This window comes from Streptomyces sp. EDA2-14 (assembly GCF_054963755.1).
This window is the reverse complement of the sequence record NZ_JBUEGE010000007.1, coordinates 272,813-296,895: the sequence shown is the minus strand read 5'-3', so window position 1 is coordinate 296,895 and position 24,083 is coordinate 272,813. Positions and strand designations below refer to the sequence as shown.

Annotated in this window: 23 protein-coding genes; 13 read left to right on the top strand and 10 right to left on the bottom strand. The window is 71.3% G+C overall.

Annotated elements, in window-relative coordinates; genetic code table 11:
• Window positions 1–26 precede the first annotated feature (26 nt).
• The 3 genes from ACY34M_RS20680 (at window position 27) to ACY34M_RS20670 (ending at window position 1,931) form a co-directional block, all read left to right on the top strand.
• Complete coding sequence (locus ACY34M_RS20680; RefSeq protein ID WP_462722187.1) at window positions 27–398, top strand: TraR/DksA family transcriptional regulator; 372 nt, start codon at window positions 27–29, stop codon at window positions 396–398.
• On the top strand, window positions 395–1,210 hold the full coding sequence (locus ACY34M_RS20675; RefSeq protein ID WP_462722188.1) for a rod shape-determining protein: 816 nt from the start codon (window positions 395–397) through the stop codon (window positions 1,208–1,210). Before ACY34M_RS20680 ends, ACY34M_RS20675 begins: the two co-directional genes overlap by 4 nt.
• Before the next feature lie 76 nt (window positions 1,211–1,286).
• A complete protein-coding gene (locus tag ACY34M_RS20670; protein WP_462722189.1) occupies window positions 1,287–1,931 on the top strand; it encodes an Rv1733c family protein in 645 nt (214 codons plus the stop codon).
• An 18-nt stretch (window positions 1,932–1,949) separates the two neighbouring features.
• Here ACY34M_RS20670 and ACY34M_RS20665 read toward each other — a convergent pair whose 3' ends face one another.
• A complete protein-coding gene (locus ACY34M_RS20665; protein WP_462722190.1) occupies window positions 1,950–3,077 on the bottom strand; it encodes an LmeA family phospholipid-binding protein in 1,128 nt (375 codons plus the stop codon).
• Between the two features lie 195 nt (window positions 3,078–3,272).
• Between ACY34M_RS20665 and ACY34M_RS20660 the strand changes: the two genes are divergently transcribed.
• On the top strand, window positions 3,273–3,587 hold the full coding sequence (locus ACY34M_RS20660) for a hypothetical protein (protein ID WP_462722191.1): 315 nt from the start codon (window positions 3,273–3,275) through the stop codon (window positions 3,585–3,587).
• Between the two features lie 65 nt (window positions 3,588–3,652).
• Here the strand turns inward: ACY34M_RS20660 and ACY34M_RS20655 are convergent, their stop codons facing one another.
• Window positions 3,653–4,123 carry a hypothetical protein gene (locus ACY34M_RS20655; RefSeq protein WP_462722192.1) on the bottom strand — a complete coding sequence of 157 codons (471 nt, stop codon included), beginning with the start codon at window positions 4,121–4,123 and terminating at the stop codon, window positions 3,653–3,655.
• Between the two features lie 107 nt (window positions 4,124–4,230).
• Complete coding sequence (locus tag ACY34M_RS20650) at window positions 4,231–4,647, bottom strand: STAS domain-containing protein (protein WP_462722193.1); 417 nt, start codon at window positions 4,645–4,647, stop codon at window positions 4,231–4,233.
• Between the two features lie 254 nt (window positions 4,648–4,901).
• Between ACY34M_RS20650 and ACY34M_RS20645 the strand changes: the two genes are divergently transcribed.
• Window positions 4,902–6,155, top strand: coding sequence for a pyridoxal phosphate-dependent aminotransferase (locus ACY34M_RS20645; protein ID WP_462722194.1), 1,254 nt, complete (start codon window positions 4,902–4,904; stop codon window positions 6,153–6,155).
• Between the two features lie 33 nt (window positions 6,156–6,188).
• On the opposite strand, the gene ACY34M_RS20640 is transcribed toward ACY34M_RS20645, so the two are convergent.
• The gene (locus ACY34M_RS20640) at window positions 6,189–7,091 is read right to left on the bottom strand and encodes a MurR/RpiR family transcriptional regulator (protein ID WP_462722195.1); all 903 of its coding nucleotides are present in this window, start codon (window positions 7,089–7,091) and stop codon (window positions 6,189–6,191) included.
• Between the two features lie 35 nt (window positions 7,092–7,126).
• Window positions 7,127–8,245 (bottom strand): C45 family autoproteolytic acyltransferase/hydolase, encoded by a 1,119-nt coding sequence (locus ACY34M_RS20635; protein ID WP_462722196.1) that lies wholly within the window; start codon window positions 8,243–8,245, stop codon window positions 7,127–7,129.
• A 233-nt stretch (window positions 8,246–8,478) separates the two neighbouring features.
• On the opposite strand from ACY34M_RS20635, the gene ACY34M_RS20630 reads away from it, so the two are divergent.
• Window positions 8,479–9,900 carry an amino acid permease gene (locus tag ACY34M_RS20630; RefSeq protein WP_462722197.1) on the top strand — a complete coding sequence of 474 codons (1,422 nt, stop codon included), beginning with the start codon at window positions 8,479–8,481 and terminating at the stop codon, window positions 9,898–9,900.
• A gap of 40 nt (window positions 9,901–9,940) precedes the next feature.
• Here the strand turns inward: ACY34M_RS20630 and ACY34M_RS20625 are convergent, their stop codons facing one another.
• Genes ACY34M_RS20625 through ACY34M_RS20610 form a run of 4 tightly spaced genes read right to left on the bottom strand, consistent with a single transcriptional unit; the run spans window position 9,941 to window position 14,401 of the window.
• Window positions 9,941–11,143 (bottom strand): Gfo/Idh/MocA family protein, encoded by a 1,203-nt coding sequence (locus ACY34M_RS20625; protein ID WP_462722198.1) that lies wholly within the window; start codon window positions 11,141–11,143, stop codon window positions 9,941–9,943.
• Between the two features lie 31 nt (window positions 11,144–11,174).
• Window positions 11,175–12,515 (bottom strand): ABC transporter substrate-binding protein, encoded by a 1,341-nt coding sequence (locus ACY34M_RS20620; RefSeq protein ID WP_462722199.1) that lies wholly within the window; start codon window positions 12,513–12,515, stop codon window positions 11,175–11,177.
• A 10-nt stretch (window positions 12,516–12,525) separates the two neighbouring features.
• Entirely contained in the window at window positions 12,526–13,443 is a 918-nt protein-coding gene (locus ACY34M_RS20615) for a carbohydrate ABC transporter permease (protein WP_462722200.1), read from the bottom strand.
• 16 nt (window positions 13,444–13,459) lie between these two features.
• The gene (locus ACY34M_RS20610) at window positions 13,460–14,401 is read right to left on the bottom strand and encodes a carbohydrate ABC transporter permease (RefSeq protein WP_462722201.1); all 942 of its coding nucleotides are present in this window, start codon (window positions 14,399–14,401) and stop codon (window positions 13,460–13,462) included.
• 240 nt (window positions 14,402–14,641) lie between these two features.
• Between ACY34M_RS20610 and ACY34M_RS20605 the strand changes: the two genes are divergently transcribed.
• Window positions 14,642–16,198 carry a purine-cytosine permease family protein gene (locus ACY34M_RS20605; RefSeq protein ID WP_462722202.1) on the top strand — a complete coding sequence of 519 codons (1,557 nt, stop codon included), beginning with the start codon at window positions 14,642–14,644 and terminating at the stop codon, window positions 16,196–16,198.
• A 163-nt stretch (window positions 16,199–16,361) separates the two neighbouring features.
• A complete protein-coding gene (locus ACY34M_RS20600) occupies window positions 16,362–16,838 on the top strand; it encodes a nucleoside deaminase (protein ID WP_462722203.1) in 477 nt (158 codons plus the stop codon).
• 49 nt (window positions 16,839–16,887) lie between these two features.
• Here the strand turns inward: ACY34M_RS20600 and ACY34M_RS20595 are convergent, their stop codons facing one another.
• Window positions 16,888–17,934, bottom strand: a complete 1,047-nt coding sequence (locus ACY34M_RS20595; RefSeq protein WP_462722204.1) for an enoyl-CoA hydratase/isomerase family protein — start codon at window positions 17,932–17,934, stop codon at window positions 16,888–16,890.
• A 169-nt stretch (window positions 17,935–18,103) separates the two neighbouring features.
• Between ACY34M_RS20595 and ACY34M_RS20590 the strand changes: the two genes are divergently transcribed.
• The 5 genes from ACY34M_RS20590 to ACY34M_RS20570 all read left to right on the top strand — a co-directional run bounded on the left by ACY34M_RS20590 (window position 18,104) and on the right by ACY34M_RS20570 (window position 24,076).
• Complete coding sequence (locus tag ACY34M_RS20590) at window positions 18,104–18,979, top strand: MurR/RpiR family transcriptional regulator (protein WP_462722205.1); 876 nt, start codon at window positions 18,104–18,106, stop codon at window positions 18,977–18,979.
• A 66-nt stretch (window positions 18,980–19,045) separates the two neighbouring features.
• Entirely contained in the window at window positions 19,046–19,915 is an 870-nt protein-coding gene (locus tag ACY34M_RS20585) for an NAD(P)-dependent oxidoreductase (protein WP_462722206.1), read from the top strand.
• A 13-nt stretch (window positions 19,916–19,928) separates the two neighbouring features.
• Window positions 19,929–21,488, top strand: coding sequence for an aldehyde dehydrogenase family protein (locus ACY34M_RS20580; RefSeq protein ID WP_462722207.1), 1,560 nt, complete (start codon window positions 19,929–19,931; stop codon window positions 21,486–21,488).
• Window positions 21,489–21,498: 10 nt separating this feature from the next.
• Window positions 21,499–22,716 carry a M20 family metallopeptidase gene (locus ACY34M_RS20575; RefSeq protein ID WP_462722208.1) on the top strand — a complete coding sequence of 406 codons (1,218 nt, stop codon included), beginning with the start codon at window positions 21,499–21,501 and terminating at the stop codon, window positions 22,714–22,716.
• A 4-nt stretch (window positions 22,717–22,720) separates the two neighbouring features.
• Entirely contained in the window at window positions 22,721–24,076 is a 1,356-nt protein-coding gene (locus ACY34M_RS20570) for a DUF3100 domain-containing protein (RefSeq protein WP_462722209.1), read from the top strand.
• Window positions 24,077–24,083 lie beyond the last annotated feature (7 nt).

The following is a 24,083-nucleotide window of genomic DNA, read 5'->3' as shown; positions in this document are numbered from 1 at the left end:
CCTCCCGCCCTGCCCCAAGGGGTGAAGTGGTGAATCACCAGACCATCAGCGACCACACCACGCATCTGTCGCTCCAGGACCTCGCGGCTCTCCGATCCGATCTGCACGAACAGCAGCGCTTCCGCGAGGACCAGTTGCGCCGGCTCGCCGCGGCCGCGGCGAGCACCGGTCGGCCGACCCGGCAGCACTCCCCCGCGCACGCGCAGGTCCAGGACACGCTCGCGGCCTGTGCCCGCATGGTCCTCACCGATGTGGAAGCGGCCCTCGACCGCATCGACGAGGGCGGGTTCGGTCACTGCCAGCGCTGCCGCCGGACCATCGACCGCGACCGCCTGCTGATCGTGCCGCAGGCCCGCTACTGCGCCCGCTGCCCACAGATGAGGGAGGCCGACCGATGACCCCGCCGATCACGCCGCTCCGGCACCGGTCGTGGCCCCGGTACCGGCAACATTGCGGTATCGCGCTCGACATGGGCAGTGCCCGCACCCGCGCCTGGATCGCCGGACGGGGGCTGATCCTCGACGTGCCGACCGTGACCTTCCCCGGTACCGGAGCCATCCACCCCATCCAGCGCGGCGCCATCGTCGACGCCCCCGGCACCGCACGGATGCTGGAGCGGCTCCTCGCCCACCGGTTGCCCCGCTTCGCCCGCCCGCTGATCGTGGTGGCGGCGCCGGTCCTGGACGGGTTCGCCTACCGTTCCCAGGCCCATGCCGCCGTCCAGGCACTGCGTCCGCGCAGTGTGTTGACCATTCCTGCCGCACGCGCCGTGGCCCATGCGGCGGGCGCCGACCTGTGCCGGCCGCTGATCGTGATCGACATCGGCGCGCACCTCACCGAGGTGGTGCTCCTGGCCGACGGCGCCGTCCACGACGCACGCCGCACCGCCCTGGGCACGGATGACATCCGTCATCAGACGGCCGGGCCCGCACAGATCGGCGAGGCCCTGGCCGACATGACGGCCTCGATGCTGCGGCAGGACCGCACGTCCCTGACCGTCGACGCGCTGGCCCGGGGGCCGTTGCTGGCGGGCGGCGGCGCACTGCACCCCGAGATCACCTACCGTCTCGCCGACCAGTTGCACGTGCCGCTGCGTCCCGTTCCCGCGCCGCACACCGCCGCCGTCCGCGGCGCGGCCCAGCTCCTGAAAGCCGTACACACCCACCCGGCGACCGCGCACACCGCCCGCCCAGCAGAGCCGCCGCGCTAGCCCGTGCCGGGGCCTCGTACGCCGGGGTCCCGGCACGTTCGTGCGGTTGCTCCCTCCGTCAGGAAGGAGGCACACCATGGCCGGCGAGATCCCTCCGGCCCAGCCACCACCCGCCGATCCCGGCGCCGCACGCCGTCCCCGCCTCCACTCCGCTCTGTGGCGGTGGAGACGGAACCCGCTCCGGCGTCCCAGCGACCGGCTCCAGGCATGGGTCACACTCGCGCTGTCACTCGCCGTACTGACCGTCGCCCCCGCCGCGATGTTCGCCGCCGGGGACAGCGCCCACCGCCATTACCGCAGCATCGCCCAGCACGAAGCGCGCACCCGCACTCAGCAGCCCGCCACTCTCACCCACGACACCCCGCGCCACCCCGAACCGGGGTCGGACGAGGCGAAGGAGGCGCGCTACCCGGTCCCCGTCCGCTACACCGATCCGCACGGCCACATGCGGACCGGCAGGACGGATGTCGAACCAGGGCTGCCGGCCGGTCGCACCGTCCTGGTGTGGGTCGACACCGAGGGCGGACTCACCCGGCCGCCTTTGGACACGGAGGAGATCCGCAACCACACCATGGGCTGGGCGCTCCTCGCCTTCGTCTCCGTCCCCCTCACCGGCCTCGCGGCCCACGCCGCCGCCGGCCGGCTCATCCAGCGCCACAACCTCGCACAGTGGGACACGGCCTGGGCCCGCACCGCACGCCGCTGGAACACACACTCCTGACCGCGACGGCAGTGTGCGTCAGGTGCCCAGGGGCACTTCCTTGCCGGACAGTTGGGCGCGGATGCCGTCGTGCGTGACGGTGACGTCCCGCAGGCGCAGGTCGCCCGGCAGGTTCTTGGGCAGCTGCGCCGAGAACTCCATCTTCTGCGCGACCTTCGGCTCCTGAAGCTTCTGCAGACCCTCGATCAGCGACGGGTCGATGCCCGCGGGCTTCAGCAGCTCCGGGTGATCCGCCAGCGCGTCCAGGGCGCCGCCGCGCATGAGCCGGTCGGGGCTGAGCCGCTGTCCCGTGGCCTGTTCGGTCTCGCGTTCGTCCATCTTGCCGATGGTGGGCGCGGCCAGTTGCAGGCCGCCGCCCTTGCCGGGGGTGTAGGTGAGCAGTCCCGGCACCACGATCCGGGTGTCCTCGACGGACAGCGCGAGACCGTGGTCGCCGGTCCGCTCCAGGTGGGCGCGGCCGTGGATCTGGGCCTCCTTGCCGCCCACCGGCAGGCCGCCCTTGGCCTGCACCGTGTTGTGCTGCTTCCCGGGTGCGAGCTTCACCTGGGATGCGCCGACTTCACGGTTGAGGTCGTCGAAGGACAGGAACACGTCGCCGCGGACCTTGCTGAGCACCGCGCCCTTCACGGAGGACGGAAGGCTGCCGACGATCTTGATGTCGTCGACCGATCCCTTCACCTGTGCGACCGAGACAGGCCCTGCGGGGACGTGGGGCACGTTGACCTCCACATGGTCGATGTTGCCCATGAGGACCTGGCCCAGGAAGGGGAAGCTGTTGATGTGCACCTCGGGCTCGGCGTGCAGCTTGAGCGAATCCTCCACCTGCTTGGCCGCCATGTTCTCGGCGTAGAGCACCGCCCAGCGGTCACCGAGCGCGAGGAATCCGAGGACCACGACCAGGCCTGCCGTCACCTTCGCCGCCGTGCGGGCAGGGGAACGGAGGACCCTGCGCGCCTCACGCCGACGGGCGCGGCGGGCCTTGCGGTCCAAGGGGGCGCCCGAGTCGCCGGGGGCCGCGTCCGGGTCCTGTGCGGGGCCGGTCGACCGGTCGCTCTGGTGCTCGTCGACCCGGTCCTGCCGACCGGACGCGGTGCGGGTGCCGGGGATGTGGGCGGTGGAGTCTTCGGAAGGTCCGTTCTCGATCACCACTCCATGCGAACACATGACCGCGCCCGTACCCAACTCCCGTTGTCAGCCGTGCCTCGACACCTGTGTCCCGTCCGTGAAGATTGCGTATTGACCCGGCACCGGGCAGGAGCGCCCGTGGCGCACGGTGCTTACCTGCGGGGGTACGGCCGACCAGCCGGCAGCAGAACGGACCGACGAACGGGGAGCAACAGCATGGCCAACCTTCACCTGAAGACGCTCAAGTGTGTCGAGACCGAGGACTGGGTCCACCACGACGACCCGCAACTCGCCGTGAACGGCCAGAAGATCCTCCTCCCGAGCATGAGCGCGGGCCAGAAGTACGCCATCGACGAGTACCACGCCTTCGACGGCGAGGTCACCGTCACGCTCCACGAAGCCGACGGCCTGCCGGGCGACAAGGACGACTTCCTGGGCTCGCACACCCTGTCCGAGGAAGGCAGCGGCATCCTGAACTTCACGAAGGACGAGGCGAACTACCAACTCTCCTACACCCTCACTCGCTCCTGACACCCGCGCCGCACGCGGGTGTCGGCCACTCCCCCCCTTTGCCCCTGCCCCGTGCCGTCGCCGCGTCAGCCCGCGTCCGTCAGTTCCTTGAGCAGACGGCAGGTCACCGCGTCCGCAAGGGCCACCGCCGCGTCCTCCCCGAGCCGGGCCGAGCGTGCGCGGTCCCGTACCAGGTGGCGGACGGCGTCGAGTTGGGCGGCGGACAGGTGTCGGATCGGGGGTGGGGGCTGGGGTTGGCGGCGGAACACGTGGCGCAGGAACGGCGTCCGGCGGGCCGCGCGGGTGTCGGCGGTGGGACAGGTGGTGCGGCGGGCCGCCTCGTCCAGCGCCATCCACAGCACCGGAGTGACCGGCGCGGTGACGTCGACGCGGTCGAATCCGAGCGGCTCCGCGTCCTCAACGCGTTGAACGCGCTGCTCGAACAGGCGCGTCAGCCGCCCCTCGTCCAGACCCCGCAATTTGTCCAGCAGCAGGACCTCGTCCGGCGCCACCTCGGCGACCACGTCCCGCACCACGTCACGAACCCTCGCGCTCACGACGGCCCTCCAGTCCGACTTCCGGACCATGATGCCCGCCAGCCAAGGGCCACGTCAGGGCGAGATCACGCCGCTCCCCGTAAGGTCTCGGCCGGTCTGCTCGGCGGCTAGCGCAGGGCCGAACCCGATCCCGCGTCCGCGTCCCGGTCCCCCAGCGTGTCGGCCGACCAGGCCGAGACCTCCTCGACGGCGGCCGCGACATCGTTGTGCACGCCGAGCGGAAGGCGGTCGGCGCCCGCGGCGCTCAGCACGCCCAGCGTGGCGGTGTCGGCCACGACGGCCAGCGCGCCGCCGGACGCGGCCATGGTCAGGCCCGCCTCGACGAACTGTCCCGCCGCGTCGGCCCCGCAGTGTTCGGCGTCCCGGAAGTCCACCACCAGACCCGACTGGCCCGTGGCGTCCAGGCGCTCCATCAGCGCACCCAGCTCCGCCGCGGCATCGGCATCGAAACGGCCCACGACCTGTGCGACCAGGACACCTCCGTCCTCCCAGCGCACAGGGAACCGCGCCCGAGCCTGCCCCATATCCGTCCCTTCAGCCGTCGAGGCGCCGATGACACCCACGGCGTCCCGGCGGCGCGCCTACCCCCTCGCCGTCACTCCACGCCTGCCGGACGACGGACCGTCCCGCGCATCGGTGTCTGCGTTCACCCCATCCTCATTTACCCCATCCTCACGCACATCGCGTCATGCAAATATTCTTGCATGCGCTGCCGCAGTTACACATATTGTTGCCTCAGACGTTCTCCCACTGACGACTACTGAGGAGCGTGGGCGCTGTGACCATGCATTCGGCGACCCTGGCCATCAACGAGACCCTGCAGGCCCGTCGGGCCGCCGGCGAGAAGGTGCTGCACCTCGGCTTCGGCGAGGCCGGGCTGCCGGTCCCCGAGCCGGTCGCCGGGGTGCTGGCCGAGGCCGCGGGGCGGGGTGGGTACGGGCCGGTCGCCGGCTCCGTCGAGGCCCGTACGGCGGCCGCCGGGTGGTTCACGCGACGCGGCACGGGCACCGAACCCGAGCAGATCCTCTTCGCCCCCGGCTCCAAGGCCCTGCTCTTCGCGCTGCTCGCGGCACTCCCGGGCGATCTGGTGCTGCCCTGCCCCGCCTGGGTCAGCTACGCGGCGCAGGCCGCGATCGTCGGCAAGCGGACCCTGCCGGTGCCGATCCCCGCGGACGCGGGCGGCATCCCCGATCCCGAACTCCTGGAGGACGCCCTGGTGTCGGCGCGGGCCGCGGGCCGCACGCCCGGCATTCTGCTGCTCACCGTTCCGGACAATCCGACCGGCACCGTGGCCTCGCCCGAGCAGGTGCGCGCGGTCTGCGCGATCGCGGAACGGCACGGTCTGGCCGTCGTGTCCGACGAGATCTACGCGGAGTTGGTGCACGACGGCGGGCGTGCGCCGAGCGCCGCCGCCCACCTTCCCGAGCGGACCGTCATCACCAGCGGACTGAGCAAGTCGATGGCGCTCGGCGGGTGGCGGATCGGGTTCGCCCGCATTCCGCAGGGGGCGTGGGGGCGGGCGCTCACCGCGGACCTGATCGGCGTGGCGAGCGAGATCTGGTCGGCGCTCGCGGCGCCGATGCAGGCGGCCGCCGCGTACGTACTGGGCGATCCCGACGAGGTCACCGGCCACATCGCCGCCGCGCGCAGGCTGCACGGCACGGTGGCGCGCGCGGTGCACGCCGAGTTCGTCAAGGCGGGGGCCGACTGCCGGGCGCCGCAGGCCGGTTTCTACCTGTACCCCGACTTCGAGCCGCTGCGCGCCGAGTTGGCCGCGCGGTCGGTGTCCACGGGCCCCGAGCTCGCCTCCGCTCTCCTGGAAGGACATGGTGTCGGCGTGCTCGCCGGTGCCGCCTTCGGTGACGAGGAGCGCGGTCTGCGCGCGCGGGTCGCCACGAGCCTGCTCTACGGCGAGAGCGAGGACCAGCGCTGGGCGGCTCTGCGCAGCGCGGACCCGCTCGCCCTGCCGTGGATCGCCGACTCGTTGGCCCATCTGCGCGGCGCGCTCGCGGGTGTCACAGGTCGCGGCTGACGGTCCGTCCGGAGGGGGCGGGGGCCAGGCTCGTCAGGCGTCGCCGCCCGCCCCTTCCGCGTAGACGCCGAGACTCTCCAGGAGTTCCTCCTCGCGCAGGAGGGTGGAGCGGGCCTCGTGGCCGCGTGAGCGGGCGACGCCTGCCGCCAGTGCCTGGACCAGGGAGGTGAACGCGGTGAGCGAGCGCAGCACCGAGGGGCTGGAGGCGTCGACGAAGAACGCCTCGTGGGCCGGGGCGGCCAGCGGCGAGGAGGGGTTGTCGGTGAGGGCGACGCAGTGGGCGCCGCGCTGTCGTGCCCATGCGAAGGCGCGCACCGTGTCGGCGGCGTAGCGGTGCACGGAGACGGCCACGAAGCAGTCGCCCTCGCGGACCCGGCGGAGTTCGTCGGCGAGTCCGCCGGTGTCCCCGGTCACCGTCATCACGTCCTCGCGCAGCATCCCCAGGAGGTAGCCGAGGAGGTACGCGGGGGCGTGGCACTTGCGCAGGCCGAGGACGTGCACGCGGGGGGCTTCGGCGAGTGCCCGCACCGCACCGTCCCAGGCCGTGCGGTCCACGCGTGCGAAGGTGCGGGAGATGTTGGCCAGGTCCTGCGCCGCGGCCCGCTCGAGGAGGTCGCCGCCCTCGGTGCCGAGTTGCTCCAGATTGTCGTAGCGGCGCAGGAGTTGGGCCTGTTCGCGCAGGTGCGCGCGGCACAGCTGGGTGAGGCCCGGATAGCCGGACAGGCCGAGTCCGGTGGCGAAGCGTACGACGGTCGCCTCGTTCACGCCGACCGCCGACGCGAGGTCGGAGACGGTCATGAAGGCGACGCCCTCGGGGTCGGCCAGCACCCGTTCGGCCAGGAGGCGTTGGGAGGGCGTGAGGCGCGTCGAGCGTTCCTGGAGGCGTGTCACGAGCTCGTTGTAGGTCGCCGGCGTCTGCCGTGCTTCGGATGACATGTGCTGATCCTCTCGCCCCGCCCGTGCGATGCCGGTCATGGGGTGGCCGCGGCGGCGCCCTCGGTGAATTCGGTCAGCGGCAGGACGGCGCGTTCGCCGCGGGCCCCGCGCACGGTGATGCGGTCCCGGCCGAGGTCGGCGACCGTCGTGCACAGCGTCATCAGCGGGTCGTCGCCCGCGGCCGTGCGGTGCACACCGGCGGGCAGCGGTGCGTTGGTGAGCGCCGATTCGAACCATGCGGCGTCCGGGGTGTCGCCGGGGTGCAGCCGTTCCAGCACCCGCCCGCGTGCGGCGCTTTCGGCGTACTGGCCCAGGTCGGCGGTGGCGCCTTCGCCGCCGGAGGCGAGGGCGGCGTCGGGTGCGTCGGGCAGCAGCCGGATGTGGTTGGTGTGCCAGTGCAGTTCGCCCTCGCCGGGTTCGACGACCGCTGTCCGGCCCGCGGCGGCCTCGACGACGGCGACGCGTCCGGTGCCGCGTTCGCCGATGGTGTACGCGAAGCCGCCGGCGCTCGGCCTCTTCCGCAGCAGGTCGAGGGCGGCGTCCAGGGTGGGTGCCTGCTGGAGGGCGCGGGCCACGAAGTGCCGTCCCGCGCCGGGTCCGGGGCGTACGACCTGGACGTGGTTGATGCCCCAGACCAGGCCGTGCCCGGTGGCGGTGAACGCGTTGGCCGGTACGAAGCCGGGGTACCACTGGGCGGTCACCGGGGCGTGCCCGTCGATGAGCAGGGTGAGCAGCATCATGCGGCCGTCGAGGGCGGGCGCCCCGTCCTCGTTGTGCGCGACGAAGGATCCGGTGGCGCCGCGCATGCCCAGGTCCGTGCAGCCGGTTCCGTCGTCGGCGCCCAGATCTCCGCGGAGGTTGGCGAGCAGCAGGCCGTCGAAGGGCACCGCGGCACCCTCGGCGAGTGCGGCGAGTTCGGCCAGTTCGTCGGGGAACGCGGCCCGGGTCGCGGCCACCACCTGTGCGAGCCGGGCGGCGCCGGGTCCGCTCGCCGTGGCGCGGCGCAGGGCTTCGCGTTCGGGCATGGCCTCCTGGACGGCGCGGATGTCCGCACGGGTAGCCTCGCCGAGGGCGCGGAAGGCGTCGGCACGGCTGCCGGACACCACGATCCGGCGCAGACCGGCCAGTTGCTCTTCCCTCACCGTCGCACCCATGGTGCCGTCCCTTCGCTCGTATGCGGCTCGTACGCGGCTCGTAGGCCGCTCGTAGGCGTCTCGCTGGCAGCGGATCTCGTCACGTGCCGGAAACCAACAGGCGACCGGGGATTGACGCTATCAAGATTGCATAAGCATTATCACCTGCAAGTCCCTTTGCATCGAGAGGTGTGCGGCGCCCGCGGCACGGTCGTCGCGCCCGCCGCCTCGTCCGCCACGACCTGGAGCCGCCGATGAAGACCTCACCCGGCACCCTCGCGCAGCAGCCCGACGCCGAGGAACGGCCCGCCCTGCGCGGCGCCCTGACCAATCGCAAGATGTCGATGATCGCCATCGGCGGTGTGATCGGAGCGGGGCTCTTCGTCGGCAGCGGCAGCGCGATCGGCCAGGCGGGTCCCGCGGTGATCGTCGCGTACGCGGCCATCGGCCTGCTGGTCATCCTCGTGATGCGGATGCTCGCCGAACTCTCCGTCGCCCAGCCCGACACCGGCTCGTTCTCCAGCTACGCCGGTCGCGAGCTGGGCCCCTGGGCCGGGCTCACGATCGGCTGGCTGTACGCGTACCAGTGGTGTGTCACGGTGGGCTTCGAGGCCGTGGTCGGGGCGACGCTCGTCAACGGTCTGCTTCCGCAGATCCCCACCTGGCTGGCGGCGCTGGTGCTGATGGCGACGCTGATCGGCGTCAACTTCGCCCGCGTCGAGTCGTTCGGGACCTTCGAGTTCTGGTTCGCCATGATCAAGGTGGCGGCCATCGTCGCGTTCCTGCTCATCGGCCTGTCCGCGGTGCTCGGTGTGCTGCCGGGCGCCGACGCGCCGGGCCTGTCGAACCTCACGGGTCGCGGCGGGTTCGCGCCGCAGGGCTGGAGCGCGGTCCTCACCGCGTCCCTCGTGGTCTTCTTCTCGTTCTTCGGCTCCGAGGTCGTCACCATCGCCGCGGGCGAGGCCAAGGATCCGGCGCGGGCCGTCCGCAAGGGCATCAACAGCGTCGTCTGGCGGATCCTGCTCTTCTACATCGGGTCCATCGCCCTGGTCGTGACCCTGCTCCCGTGGAACGCCACCGCCGTCGCCGCGAGCCCGTACTCCGCCGTCCTCGACCACCTCGGTGTCCCGCACGCGGGCACGGTCATGGACTTCATCGTGCTGACCGCCGTGCTGTCCTGCCTCAACTCCGGGATCTACTCCTCCTCCCGGATGCTGCACTCCCTGGCCGAGCGCGGCGAGGCGCCCCGCGTCCTGACCCGCACCACCCGCCAGGGCGTGCCCACCGCGGCCGTGATCGGCGCGTCCAGCATCGGCCTGCTCACCGTGGTGGCCAACTACTTCCTGCCGAGCGACACCGTCTACCAGTTCCTGCTCGACTCCTCCGGCGCCGTCGCGGTCGTCGTGTACATCGTCATCGTCGCCACACACCTGCGCGGGCGGGCCCGGCTCGACCGGGGCGGCTTCGAGGGCCGCGAGGTGCGGATGTGGGCCTACCCGTACCTCGATGTGCTGGTGCTCGTCGCCCTCCTCGCGGTGATCGGCGGCATGGCCGTCACGGACAGCAGCCGCCGCTCGCTGTTCCTGACGCTCGTGGTGACGGGTGTCGCCGTGGTGGCGGGTGTGGTGCATCAGCGGCGGCGGGCGAAGCGGGGCACCGCCCCGGCGGGGATCTGAAACGAACTCGGGCGGGGCCGAAGGCCCCGCCCGAACCCGCTCAGGCCTCCGGCGCGTCCCCGAAGTCGGGGATCTCCAGGCGCGCGCCGCCCTGGCGCGCCGAGTCGTGGGCGACGATGCCGGGCAGCGTGTAGCGCGCGGCGACCCACGCGTTCACCGACGGCAGGGTGCGGGTGTTGACCGCGGTGACGAAGTCGTCCACGAGGAAGTGGTGGCTGCCCTCGTGTCCGTTGGGCATGTCGTCGAAGACGCGGGGCAGCCGGGCGCGGTCGTGGACGGGGGCCGAGCCGGAGGTGAACGCGGCGCGCAGGGCGGGTGCGACCTTTTCGAGCGAGGGGTCGTCCGGGCTCAGCGACGGCTTCGGTTCGAGCAGCTCGGTGATGTCCTGGACACCCTTCTTGTCCTGCCAGAAGCTGACCGTGGCGAGCTGCTCCATGCTGGCGTCGGTGCCGAAGAACCGGAAGCGCGACTCCCTGATGTGCGAGGGGTAGCCGACCCGCCGGAACTCGTTCGTGCGGAACGAGCCGCCGCCGGCCACCTCGAACAGGGCGGTGGCGTTGGAGATGTCGTTGCCGAACCGGCTGACCTCGGTGTCGAAGACGCCGTCGCCGCGCTCGTCCTTCACCCCGATCGCGGACACGCTCACCGCGTGGGTCCGCCACGCGCCGAGGACTCCGCCGACCGCGTGCGTCGGGTAGAGCAGCGGCGGATAGCTGGCGGTCTCCTTCCACCGCTCGCCTCCGCTGTACTGGTACGCCTCGTAGAAGCCGAGGTCCATGTCGTGGACGTAGTCGCCCTCCGCGTAGAAGAGCCGTCCGAACGCGCCGTCGGCGATCTGGTTGCGGGCGTGCACCGTCGCCGGGTTGTACTCGCTGGTCTCGCCCATCATGTAGGTGAGGCCGGTGCGGCGGACGGCGTCGATGATGGCCGCGATCTCGTCCCGCGTGATCGCCATGGGGACGGCCGAGTAGACGTGTTTGCCCGCCTCGAGGCCCTGGAGGACGAGCGGGCCGTGGGTCCAGCGCTGCGTGAAGACGGCGACGGCGTCGATGTCGCGGGACTCCAGCATCGCCTCGTACGAGGGGAAGGTCCCGGCGAGGCCCTCCTTGGCGGCCAGTTGCTCCGCCCGCTCCGGCAACAGGTCGGTGACGTGGACGGCGTCGATGCCCGGGTGGGCGAGGAACAGCTTGGCGAAGCCTCCGGCGAACTGTCCGGCGCCGACGATGCCGAGGGTGAACGTCATGTGCGCATGCCTTTCGGTACGACTTACGTGGTCACTGGTCGAGCAGGAGGTTGATCTGGTCGTTGGTCTCGTCGAGGCCGCTCGCGGGCGCCCCGTTGCCGAAGATGTCCTGCATGGCCGGGTGCATGAGGGCGTACACGTCGGCGGCGTAGTTGGTGATCGGGAAGGAGAAGGTGCGGTAGTGCTCGCGGTCGTCGACCGGGGTGGTGAAGGCGGAGGTGTCGATGCCCTTCTTCTTGTAGGCGGCGACGGCCGTGTCGGTCCCCGACCGGGTGGCGGGGAGGACGATCCCGTACGCGCCGACCGTCCGCTGGCAGTCGGCGGAAGCCAGGTAGGTCACCCACTTCTTCGCGCCGGCCTTGTTGCGGGCGCCCTTGGTGACGGAGTCGGCGAGGCCGTTCATCATGGTGGCGCGCTTGCCGGTGGGTCCGGTGGGGTTGCGGACGGTGCCGAAGCCGATGCCCTTGAACCCGGCGTAGGTGGAGAGCATCCAGGCGCCGTCGAAGGCGGTGGCGGCGCGGCCCGCGGCGAACTGGGCGTTGGCCTGGTTGAGTCCGGCGTTCCAGTCGGTGAAGGGCGCCATGTAGCCCTTTTCCGCGAGACCGAAGTACCACTCGAGGACGGACTGGAAGGTCTTGTCCCCGTACCGGTACGCGTCTCCCCAGCGCTTCTTGTCCGTGTAGGACCAGCCGGCCGAGCCGGCGAAGGGGCTCCAGGTGGTCTGCCCGTCGCCGTCCCCTCCCCCGTTGGTGGCGAGGCCGTATGTCTTGACCTTGTGCTTGTCGAAGCCGGGTTCGTCGCCGCGCCTGCCGTTCCTGTCGACGGTGAGGTGGGCGATGGTCTTCTCGAAGGTGCCGCCGTCCTTGGGGTTCCACTTCAGGGCGTCGAGCTCCTTCGGGGACAGTCCGGCGTCGTCGAGCATCCTCTTGTTGTAGAAGAGCGAGACGGTGTCCCAGTCCTTGGGCGCGCCGTACCGGTGGCCGTCCTCGCCGACCCAGTTCGCCGCGAGGCCCGGCTGGTAGTCGGCGTCCTTGATGCCGAGGCCGTCGAGCGGTTCGAGCACCTCCAGGTCGGCGAACTGGCCGAACTTCTGGATGTGGTTGGTGAAGACGTCCGGTTCGGTGCCGGAGATGAAGCTCGCGGTGAGCTTGGTCCAGTAGTCCTCCCAGCCGATCTGGGTGAACTTCACGTCCAGGCCGGGGTTCCGCTGCTCGAAGTCCTTCGCGCAGGCCTCGTACGCGGGCAGCTGGTTGGCGTCCCACAGCCAGTACGTCACGGTTCTCGACGAGCGGGCTCCGGGGTCGCCGCCCGCGCAGCCGGTCAGCGCCAGCGCCAGTGCTCCGGTCAGCGCGACGAGCGTACGGAATCTCATCCGGTGCCTCCTACTTGAGTCCGGTGAAGCTGATGGAGCTGACGATCCGGCGGGCGAACACTCCGAAGAGCAGCAGCATCGGGAGCGCCGCGATGAGCGTCGCCGCCATGAGCCCCGACCAGTCGAAGCCGGACTGCGGGGTCTGCGCGCGGAACATCGCGAGGGCGACGGTCAGGACGCGGGAGCTGTCGCTGTACGACACCATCAGCGGCCAGAAGTAGTCGTTCCAGGAGGTGATGTACGTCAGGACGGCGAGGGTGATGACGGGGGTGGCCGCCATGGGCAGCAGGACCCGGAAGAAGATCCGGATGCGTCCCGCGCCGTCCAGGAGCGCCGCTTCCTCGACCTCGCGCGGGATGTTCATGAAGAACTGGCGGAGGAAGAAGACCGCGAACGGCGTCATGAACATCGTGGGCAGTGCGATCCCGAGGAGCGAGTCGATCAGCCCGAGTTCCTTCACGAGGACGAAGTTGGGCAGCAGCGTGAAGATGGTCGGCACCATGAGTCCGCCGAGGAACAGCGCGAAGACGGTGTTGCGGCCTCTCCAGTTGAGCCGCGCGAACGCGTAGGCGGCCATGGCGGAGAAGAGGATCTGGCAGACGGTGATCAGCGTCGAGACGAGGATCGAGTTGAGCAGGTAGCGCCAGAAGTCGAGCCCGCCGCCCGCGCCGCCCTGGGCGACGGCCTCCTTCGTCGACTGCAGCCCAAGGGCGCGCTCGAAGCCGCCGCCCGTGGGGTCGACGGGGAGGACGGAGGTCGGGTCGGCGGCGATGCCCGGGTTGGAGGAGAGCGCGGTGCGCAGCACCCAGTAGAACGGCAGCAGGGTGATGAGCACGATCGCGCCCATGGTGGTCCAGGCGGCGGCCCGCCCGAGGGAGAAGCGGCGCCGGGTGGGCCGTACGGGGCGCGCGAGTGCGGTGGCGGCCATGTCGGTGCTCCTCTCCTCAGCCGAGGTCGGTCTGTCCGGCGCGGGTGATCCGGTACTGGACGACGGTGATCGCGCCGAGCACGATCAGGAGGGCCACGGACATCGCGGAGGCGTAGCCGAACTGGAAGCGGCCGAACGCCGAGCCGTAGATGTAGAACTGGAGCACGTTGGTGGCGTTGGCGGGGCCGCCGGCCGTGGTCACGGCGACGGTGTCGAAGACCTGGAACGAGCCGATCACGGTCATGATGAGGACGACCGCGAGGACCGGCCGCAGCAGCGGCATGGTGATCCGGGTGAACATCCGCCACTCGCCGGCGCCGTCGACGCGCGCGGCCTCGTACATGTCGTGGGGAATCGCCTGGAGGCCCGCGAAGAGGAGCAGCGCGGTGTAGCCGACGTGCCGCCACACGTTGATGAGCGCGATGGTGGGGACGGCCCAGGTCTCGTCGGCGAGGAACGGGATCCGGTCGAGGCCGACGGCGGCGATGATCTCGTTGCCGATGCCGAGCTGCGTGTCGAGCATCCAGAGCCAGACGATGCCGGCGACGACGTTGGACATCAGGTACGGCGTGAGGACGATGCCGCGCAGGAGTGAGGACTGCGTGAGCCGGTGGAGCAGCACCGCGGTGGCGAGCGCCGCCACCGTCTGCACGCCGATGTTGACGACGACGTACTCGATGGTGACCTTCAACGAGTCCCAGAAGATGGGGTCGCCCAGCATGCGCTCGTAGTTGGCGAGGCCGACCCACTGCGGTGGTGTGAGCAGGTTGAAGCGGGTGAAGCTCAGCCAGATCCCGCGCAGGGTGGGCCACAGCAGGAAGACGGCGAAGCCGAGCATGGCCGGGGCGACGAAGAGTGCGGCGATCGCCCCGTCCGAGCGGGGGCGTCCGCGCCGTGGTCGCGCTGCGCTGCCGGTGACCGGCAGGTGTCTCGGCGGACTGGTGGAGGCGACGGTCATCGCGGACTCCCTCGTCTGGGGTTCGGCCTCGTCCTCGGCGTGGTTACTTTCGCGGCAGAACTTTCATGGCGTCAAGACGCGTGCAGCGACTGCCTGAAAGGGGCTGACGCGACTTTCAGTGACCCCATTCCTTTCGCAACGGAATGAACGGAGAGGGGTGACCCGGCCCTCGTGTCGCCGCGCGGACCCGGATACCGTCACCCCCGATGACGTCCGGCAAGATCCAAAAGGCGGTTACGCATGGTCGACGCGACACCCGACGCCACAACACCCCCTGGTCTCACCGAGGTTGAGACGCACGGCGTCGAGCGCATCCCCGACGCGGACCGCACGGCCCGCCCCCTCGACCTGTTCCGGCTCGCCTTCGGCGGCGCCAACACCTTCGCCACATGTGTGCTCGGCGCCTTCCCGATCCTGTTCGGCCTGTCCTTCTGGCAGGGGCTCGCCGCGACGGTCCTGGGTCTGGTCGCGGGCTCCCTGCTGCTGGCGCCGATGTCGGTGTTCGGCCCGGCCAACGGCACGAACAACGCGGTGTCCTCGTCGGCGCACCTGGGTGTGCACGGCCGCGTCGTCGGCTCGTTCCTGTCGCTCCTCACGGCGGTCGCCTTCTTCTCGATCTCCGTGTGGTCGTCGGGCGACGCACTGATCGGCGCGGCGCACCGCCTTGCGGGCCTGCCCGAGTCGGACGTGTCGTACGCGGTGGCCTACGCGGTGTTCGCGGGGCTCGTCCTGACGGTGTGCGTGTACGGGTTCCGGTTCATGCTGTTCGTCAACAAGATCGCGGTGCTGGCGGCGTCGGCGCTGTTCGTGCTCGGCGTGTTCGCGTTCGCCGGGGACTTCGATCCCGGATACACGGGGGCGTTCGCCTCGACGTCGACGCCGATGTTCTGGCCGTCGTTCATCGGCTCGGCGCTGATCGTGCTCTCCAACCCGGTCTCCTTCGGCGCGTTCCTCGGTGACTGGTCGCGCTACATCCCCGCGGCCACGCAGCGCGGCCGGGTCATGGGCGCGGCCTTCCTCTCGCAGATCGCGACGCTGCTGCCCTTCCTGTTCGGCCTCGCCACCGCGTCGGTGATCGCCGCGAAGGCGGAGAAGTATCTGGCTCCGGCGGCCCCGAACTATGTGGGCGGGCTGCTGGCCATCTCCCCCGGCTGGTACTTCCTCCCCCTGTGCCTGATCGCACTGATCGGCGGCATGGCGACGGGCACGACCGCGCTGTACGGCACGGGTCTCGACTTCTCCTCCGTGTTCCCCCGCTTCAGCCGCGTGCAGGCGACGGTCTTCATCGGCACGCTGTCGATCGCGTTCATCTTCGTCGGCCGGTTCGTCCTGAACCTCGCCCAGTCCATCTCCACGTTCGCCACCCTCATCATCACGTGCACCGCGCCGTGGATGGTCGTCATGGCTCTCGGCTACGTGACACGGCGCGGCTGGTACGACGCGGAGGCGCTCCAGGTGTTCAACCGGCGCCAGCGCGGCGGGCGTTACTGGTTCACCCACGGCTGGAACTGGCGCGGACTGACGGCGTGGCTGGTCTCGGCCTGCGTGGCACTGCTGTTCACGAACCTGCCCGGCCAGTTCGTGGGCCCGCTCGGCACGCTGGCGGGAGGCACGGACATCTCGCTCCCCGTCGGCCTCGCCCTCGCCGCGGCTCTCTACCTCGCGCTGCTGCTCCTATTCCGGGAACCACGCGGGGTGTACGGGCCGCAGGGGCCGCGTCTGGTGAAGGCTTCGGACGCGGAGGTGCCACCGATCGTGGGGGACGTGCCGGGTGCGGCGCCGGTCGATGCCGTGTGAGGCCGTGTGAGGCCGTGTGAGGCCGTACTCCGATTGGACCCGGTCGGTGCCGTGCTCGGCGCGCTGAGAGGATGGCCGCAGGACGGTTCCGTGCGAGCCGGTCGGCGCTTCGGTGGCCGACCCGGCCGTGCGGACGGACGGACGCAGAGCGAAGGAGGACGCGGTGGAAGAACGTGAACTGGACCATCTGCGCCGGTGCGTGGAGCTGGCCGAGCAGGCGCTGGACGCCGGTGACGAGCCGTTCGGCTCCGTGCTGGTCGACGGCGCCGGGACGGTCCGGGCCGAGGACCGCAACCGGATCGCCGGTGGTGACTCGACCCGGCACCCCGAGTTCGAGCTGGCCCGCTGGGCGGCCGAGCACCTCACGCCCGAGGAACGGGCCACCTCCACCGTGTACACCTCCGGTGAGCACTGCCCGATGTGCTCGGCGGCGCACGCCTGGGTCGGGCTCGACCGGATCGTGTACGTGGCGTCCTCGGCACAGCTGTCCCAGTGGCTGGCCGAGTGGGGTCGGCCGCAGGGGCCGGTGAACGCGCTGCCCGTCCAGGAGGTCGCCCCGCAGGTGAAGGTCGAGGGGCCGGTGGACGCGCTGGTTCCCGCCGTGAAGGAGCTGCACCGACGGCTGGCGCAGGGCGCCTGACACCGGCCGCCGGCATACCGGCCGGGGCGGCCCCCCGGCCGGGCGGTCGTCAGCCGAGGCCCAGGTCGCCCTCGCGCGGCGGCGCGAAGTACCGCTCCACGTCGGCGGCGCCGACCTCGGTCAGGGTCGCCGGTGACCACCGGGGGTCGCGGTCCTTGTCGATGATCTGGGCGCGGATGCCCTCGGGCAGGTCGTGGGTGTCCAGGGCCGCGCAGATCACCCGGTACTCCTGGTCGAGCGCCTGCTCCAGCGAGTCGAGGCGGGCCGCTCGGTGCAGGGACTCCAGCGTGGCCTTCACGGCCATGGGCGAGCGGGACAGGATCATGTCCGCCGCCTCCTTGGCGGCGATCTCACCGGTGGCGAAGAGCCGGTCGACGATCTCCTCGACGGTGTCGGCCTCGTAGCAGGCCTCGATCCAGGCGCGCTGCTCGTCGAAGACTCCGGGCGGCGCCTGCTCCGCGTACCGTGCCACCACCTCGTCCGGCGCCCCCTCGGCCAGCTCGCGCAGCAGCCGGGGCAGCGCCTCGGACGGTACGTAGTGGTCGGCGAGGCCGCACAGCAGCGCGTCGGCGGCGCCCACCGCCATGCCCGTGAGCGCGAGGTGGGTGCCGAGCCGGCCGGGGGCGCGCGTGAACAGGTACGTGCCGCCGACGTCGGGGACCAGGCCGATGCCGACCTCGGGCATCGCCACCTTCGAGCGTTCGGTCACGACGCGGATGCCGCCGTGCGCGGACAGGCCCACTCCGCCGCCCATCACGATGCCGTCCATGACGGCGACGTAGGGCTTCGGGTAGTGCGCGATACGGGAGTTGAGCCGGTACTCGTCGCGCAGGAAGGCCTGCGACGCCCGGTGGTCGCCGCTGCGCGCGTCGTCGTGGAAGAGCCGGATGTCGGCCCCCGCGCACAGGCCCCGCTCCCCCGCTCCCCGGAGCACGACGGTCTCGACGGACGGGTCGCTCTCCCAGGTGTCGAGCGCCTCCGCGAGCGACCGAAGCATGGTGTGGGTGAGGGAGTTCAGGGCCCGGGGCCGGTTCAGGGTGAGGTACGCGGCGCGTCCCTCCACGGACCGCAGCACGGGGGCGTCGTCGGAGCTCAACGGTGGTTCCTTCCGGTGAAGATCACGGCAGGACCATCTCTATCACCCCCGTATCACCTGAAGCCGCGCGTACGACCGGCCGAACAAAGGGGTTCACGCAATTGAAATTGCGAGGTACGGTTCTGCAATCGCACTTGCAGATTGCTCGCTCTCCCAGAAAGCAACGCCCGTGCCTTCACCCCACACCCCCGGCAACCACCCCGACCAGGCCGACTGGCTGGGTGACGCCCTGCCCGACGTGCCCCTGTCCAAGGCCCAGACCCGCGTCGTCGACATCATCGTGCGCAATCCGCAGCTCGCCTCGTACGCGGAGATCGCGCAGATCGCCGAGCGTGCGGACGTGAACAGCTCGACCGTCGTCCGTGCCGCGCAGACCCTCGGCTACCAGGGCTGGCCCGATCTGCAACGGGAACTGCGCGCCCGCTACCTCGTGCACATCTCCACCGAGGACACCCTCACCGAGCACGGCGAGCACCGCAGCCCGCTGCACGACGCGCTGACCCACGATCTCGAGAACCTGCGCCAGACCCTCGAGAGCAACTCCGGCGAGGAGGCGGAAGCCACCATCGCGGCGCTCGCCGAGGCCCGGTCGATCCTCGTGATCGGTGTCGGCTCCTTCGCCGGACCGGCCGGGGTGATGGCACACCTCGGTTCCACCATGGGCTATCCGATCACGCTGGAGAACCGGGCCGGTGTGCACCTGGCCTCGGCCGTGAACAGTGTCGGACCGGGCGACGTTCTCGTGGTCGTCAACATGTGGCGCTCCACGAAGCAGGTCATCGCCGCCGCGGAGGCAGCCCACGACGCCGGTGCCACCGTCGTCGCGATCAGTGACATGCGCCGGGGGCGACTCGCCACCGAGATCGCCGACCACCTCCTCGTCGTGCCCTCCGAGGGCATCTCCTTCTTCCAGTCCGTCACCGCCGCCACCTCGGTCGTCTACGGGCTGCTCGCCGGGATGCAGGAGGCGCAGCCGGAGCGCAGCCGCGCCGCGATCCGCCGCACCCAGCAGCTGTGGCGGGACCTGGACATCTACCTCGACTGACGTCGCCGGCCCCCGTCTCCCCCGTCCCTCGCATCTCCCCGTCTCCCCGTCTCGCAAGGAACACTGATGAGTAAGCACATCGCCGTCGTCGGCCTCGGGTCGATGGGCGGCGCCATGGCCACCGCCCTGGTCGGGGCCGGTTGGCAGGTCCGCGGGTTCGACCCCTCCCCCGCCGCGCGGGCCACCGCCCGTGAGGCCGGTGTGGACGCCGTCGACGGTCTCGATCAGCTCGCGGGAGCCCCGTACGTGGTGCTGTCCCTGCCGTCCGCCGCGGTCGTCGAGGAGAGCCTGCCCGTGCTGCTGGCACGGCCCGGCACGGTCGCCGTCGTCGACACGACGACGTCGCAGCCCGACACATCGGTCGCCTGCGCGGCGAGCGCGGCGCAGCAGGGTGTGTCCTTCGTCGACGCTCCCGTCTCCGGTGGCCGTACCGGCGCGGCGGCCGGTCGGCTGAGCGCGTTCGTCGGTGGCACGGCGGATGCCGTCGAGGCGGCGCGGCCCGTGCTCGACGCGCTCACCGGCGGGCAGTTCCGGCATCTGGGCGGCCCCGGCTCGGGCAATGTCGTCAAGCTGCTCAACAACATGCTGGCCGCGGTCAACCTGGTCGCCGTCGGCGAGGCCCTCGCGGTCGCCAAGGCGTACGGCGTCGACCCGGCTGCCTCGGCCGAAGGCATCAGTGGCGCGTCCGGCGCCAGCAGGGCCTCCGCCGCGATGTACCCGGACTGGGTGCTCAACGGCAGTTACGACTCCGGGTTCTCGCTCGGGCTGATGGCGCGCGACGCCGCCCTGGCCGTCGAGACCGCGAAGCGGCGCGGCGAGACACCTCAGCTGCTGGCCGCCGTGAGCGAGCGGTGGCAGGAGGCGCTGGCCGAGCTCGGCCCGGCCGCCGACTTCTCCGAGATAGCCCGTACCGTCGCACCGACCCTCACGCGTTAAGGACCGACGCACCATGACCACCACCACCGCCTTCTCCATCGACTCGGCCACGTCCGGTGCCGCCACGGCCCGCGCGGCCCTGGACGCCCACTTCCCGCAGGGACTCGGCTCGTTCGTGGACGGGCTCGTCGTGCCCGGCCGCGGCCACGCCGTCCGCCTCACGTCCGCCGCCACCTCCGAGTGGGTGGTCGACTACGCCGACGCCGGTTCGGAGGGCGCCGACGCCGTCCTCGCCAGCGCGGTCCGCGGGGCCGCGACATGGGCCGCCACCGACCCGTTCGAGCGGGCGGCGATCCTGCGCGAGGTGGCCCGCACCGTCGCCGAGCACGGCGAGGAACTGGCGGCGCTCGAGTCCGCCACCACGGGCAAGCCGATCCGTGACACCAGGGTCGAGGCGGCGAAGGTCGCCGAGATGTTCGGCTACTACGCGGGCTGGGCGGACAAGCTGCTCGGGCACACCATTCCGGTGCCGGGCAACTGGCACACGTACACCGAGCGGGTGCCGTGGGGTGTCGTGGTGGCGGTCACGCCGTGGAACGCGCCGCTGTTCACCGGCGGTTGGAACGCGGCGGCGCCACTCGCCGCCGGCAACGCGGTCGTCCTCAAGCCCAGCGAGTTCACCCCCGCCTCCACGGTGCGGCTGGCGCAGCTGGCGCACCGGGCGGGGCTGCCGGACGGTGTGTTCAACGTCGCCACAGGTCTGGGCTCCACCGTCGGTGCCACGCTCACCACCGACCCGCGGGTCGGGAAGGTGTCGTTCATCGGCTCGGTGGCGACCGGCCGGCGGGTGGCGGTCGCGGCGGCGGGCGCGGGCATTCCGACGGTCCTGGAGCTCGGCGGCAAGAGTGCCAACATCGTGTTCGCCGACGCGGATCTGGACCGGGCGGCGGACGGCGCGGTGTCGGCGATCTTCTCCGGGGCCGGGCAGTCGTGTGTGGCGGGTTCGCGGCTGCTGGTGGAGCGGTCGGTGCACGCGGATTTCGTGTCCCGTGTGGTGGAGCGGGCGGCCAGGCTGCGGGTCGGCGATCCCCTCGACCCGGCCACGGAGGTCGGCCCCATCATCACGGAGTCGCAGTTCGCGACGGTCACCTCGCTCGTCGAGGCGGGCATCGCGGGCGGCGCGCACCGGGCGACGGGCACGGACCTGCCGGGGCAGGTGGCGGGCTCGTCACTGGCGGACGGCCGTTGGGTGCTGCCCACGGTGCTGGACGGGGTCAGCCCGGCCAATGTGCTGGAGACCACCGAGGTGTTCGGACCGGTCGTCGGCGTCGACACCTTCTTCACGGAGGCGGAGGCCGTCGAGCGCGCCAACGCCACCGTCTTCGGGCTCGCCGGTGCGGTGTGGACGCAGGATGTCTCGCGGGCCCACCACGTGGCTCGTGCGGTGAAGGCAGGTACCTTCTGGATCAACTCGTACAAGACGATCCACGTGGCCGTGCCCTTCGGTGGCTTCGGCGACTCCGGGCACGGCCGGTCCTCCGGCCCCGGCGTACTGGACGAGTACACCCAGACCAAGGCCGTGTGGACTCCCACGCGTGCCGCCGGTTCCCCGTTCCCGTCGCTCAGCTACTGAGGAGTCCTCGATGAGCCAGACACAGACCGTCGCCGAAGGCGACCGACTCAAGAAGGACACCTCGGCCGGTGTCGGCACATGGGAGGGGCGGGTGCTGTCCCTGGCCCGCGCGCTGCACGCCCGTCCCGAGCTCTCCTTCGCGGAGACCGAGTCCGCCGCGGCGATCACCGCGCTGCTCGCCGAGGGCGGGTTCACGGTCGAGCACGGCACGGGCGGGCTGCCGACCGCGTTCACGGCGACCGCGGGCAGCGGCGAGCTGACGGTGGCGCTGTGTGTCGAGTACGACGCGCTGCCCGACGTGGGCCATGCCTGCGGCCACAACCTCATCGCCGGTGCGTCGGTGGCGGCGGCGCTCGCCCTCGCCCCGCACGCCGACGAGTTGGGCATCACGCTCAAGGCGATCGGCACGCCGGCCGAGGAACACGGCGGCGGCAAGTCGCTGCTGCTCGAAGCGGGCGCGTTCGACGGGGTGGGCCTCGCCCTGATGGTGCACCCCGTGCAGGACGGCGTCTCGTACAACCCGGCGGGGACCACCGCGCAGGCGGTCGGCCGCTACCGTGCCGTGTTCACCGGCCGCGCGGCGCACGCCGCCGCCGCGCCGCACCAGGGGGTCAACGCCGCCGACGGTGCCACGCTCGCCCAGGTCGCCATCGGCCTGCTGCGCCAGCAGATCCCCGGCGACCACCGGGTGGCCCTGTTCGTCTCCGAGGCCGGCGTGGCCACCAACATCATTCCGGAGCGGGCGGTCGTCGACTTCGAGTGCCGGGCGTTCACGCTGCCCGAGTACGAGGAGCTGCTCGGCCGTGTGCGGCGCTGCTTCGAGGGCGCGGCCCTCGCGAGCGGCACCGAGGTCGTGATCGAGGCGACCGAGCCGCTGTACGAGCCGCTGGTGCAGGACGACGCGCTGGCCGGGTACTGGACGGCCGCGATGGAGTCGTTCGGCCGTGACACCACAACCGGTGGTCGGCTCGGCGGCGGTTCCACCGACATGGGCAATGTCAGCCAGGTGATCCCGAGTCTGCATCCGTGGCTGAGCATCCCCGGCGCCGACGTACCCATCCACTCGCACGGCTTCGCGGCCGTCGCGGACAGCGACGCGGCGTACGAGCTGATGCTGGAGGCGGCCCGGGCGCTCGCCTGGACCGTCGTCGACGCGGCGGGCGATCCCGGGCAGCGTGCCCGGTTCGTCGAGGCCGCCTACCGCCGTGACATCAGAAGGGCCGGGTGACGACATGACCACCCTCCTCAAGCCGGACGACCGCGGCACCCGTACCCGGCAGACACTGCCCATCGCCGGGCTCGCCCTGGTGATCGCGCTGGTCGTGCAGTTCATCGGGGAACTCGACATCGACCTGGGCATCGGCTCGGTCATCGTCTTCCCGATGGTGTGGGGCCTGCTGCTGGGCCTGCTGGTGTCGGTGCAGAAGTTCCGGCCGCTCGGCATCGATCTGCAGAAGGTGGCGTCCGCGCTCGTCGGGGTCGCCGTGATGATCCTGGTGGCGCGGCTGGCCTTCAACATCGGGCCCAGTCTGCCGACGCTCGCCGATGCCGGTCCCGCGCTGCTGCTCCAGGAGATCGGGCACCTGCTCGGCACGGTCGCGATCGCGCTGCCGCTCGCCGTGCTGCTGCGCATGGGCAAGGCCACGGTCGGTGCCACGTTCTCGCTGGACCGGGAGCCGTCCTTCGCGATGGTGTCGGAGAAGTACGGTCCCGACTCCGATCAGTACCGCGGTGTCCTCGCCATGTACGTGTTCGGCACGATGTTCGGCGCGGTCTTCATCACGCTGCTGACCTCGCTGGTGTCGAACTGGAACATCTTCGATCCGCTGGCCCTGGCGATGGGCGCGGGTGTCGGCTCCGGGTCGATGATGGCCGCGTCCTCGGCCAGCATCGTGGCCGCCTACCCCGGCGACGAGCAGGCCATCCTGGGCATGGCCGCGGTGTCCAACCTGATCACGACGATCCTCGGTGTGTACGTCGGCATCTATCTCGCGCTGCCGCTGGCCGACCGCTTCTACCGCTTCCTGACGCGGCGTTGGCGTGCGGACGCGCCGGACTCCTCGTCGGCCGGGTCGGAAACGCCGCAGGCGGCGGAGGAGAGCGCGGCGGAGAACCGGGCGTTCCGCGAGCAGGTGGCGTCGGCCGCGGGCGAGATCAAGCTGCCGCTGTGGCTGTCGCTCGGCGTGCTGACGGTGCTCGGTATCGGCACGGCCTCGGTCGCGGCCGGCCACATCGGCTGGGACATCGTCGGTGGTTACGCCGTGCTGCTGGGCCTGGTCCTGGTCGGGCTCGTGCTGGCCAAGGTCAGCCGGAAGATCTCGGCGATCGTGTGGATCACCACGGTCGGCGCGTATGTGTCCAGTCCGTGGTTCTTCGCCTCGGACACGCTGAACCGCCTTGTCTCGTCGGTGGACTTTCTGTCCATCGCGACGATCATGCTGACGCTCGCGGGGCTGTCTCTCGGGAAGGATCTGCCGCTGCTGCGCCGCATCGGCTGGAAGATCGTCCCGGTCGGGCTCGTGGCCATCACCGCGTCATTCCTGCTCTCGGTGGTCATCGCCGAGTTCACGCTCGGGGCGTGGGGCTGAGGACGTC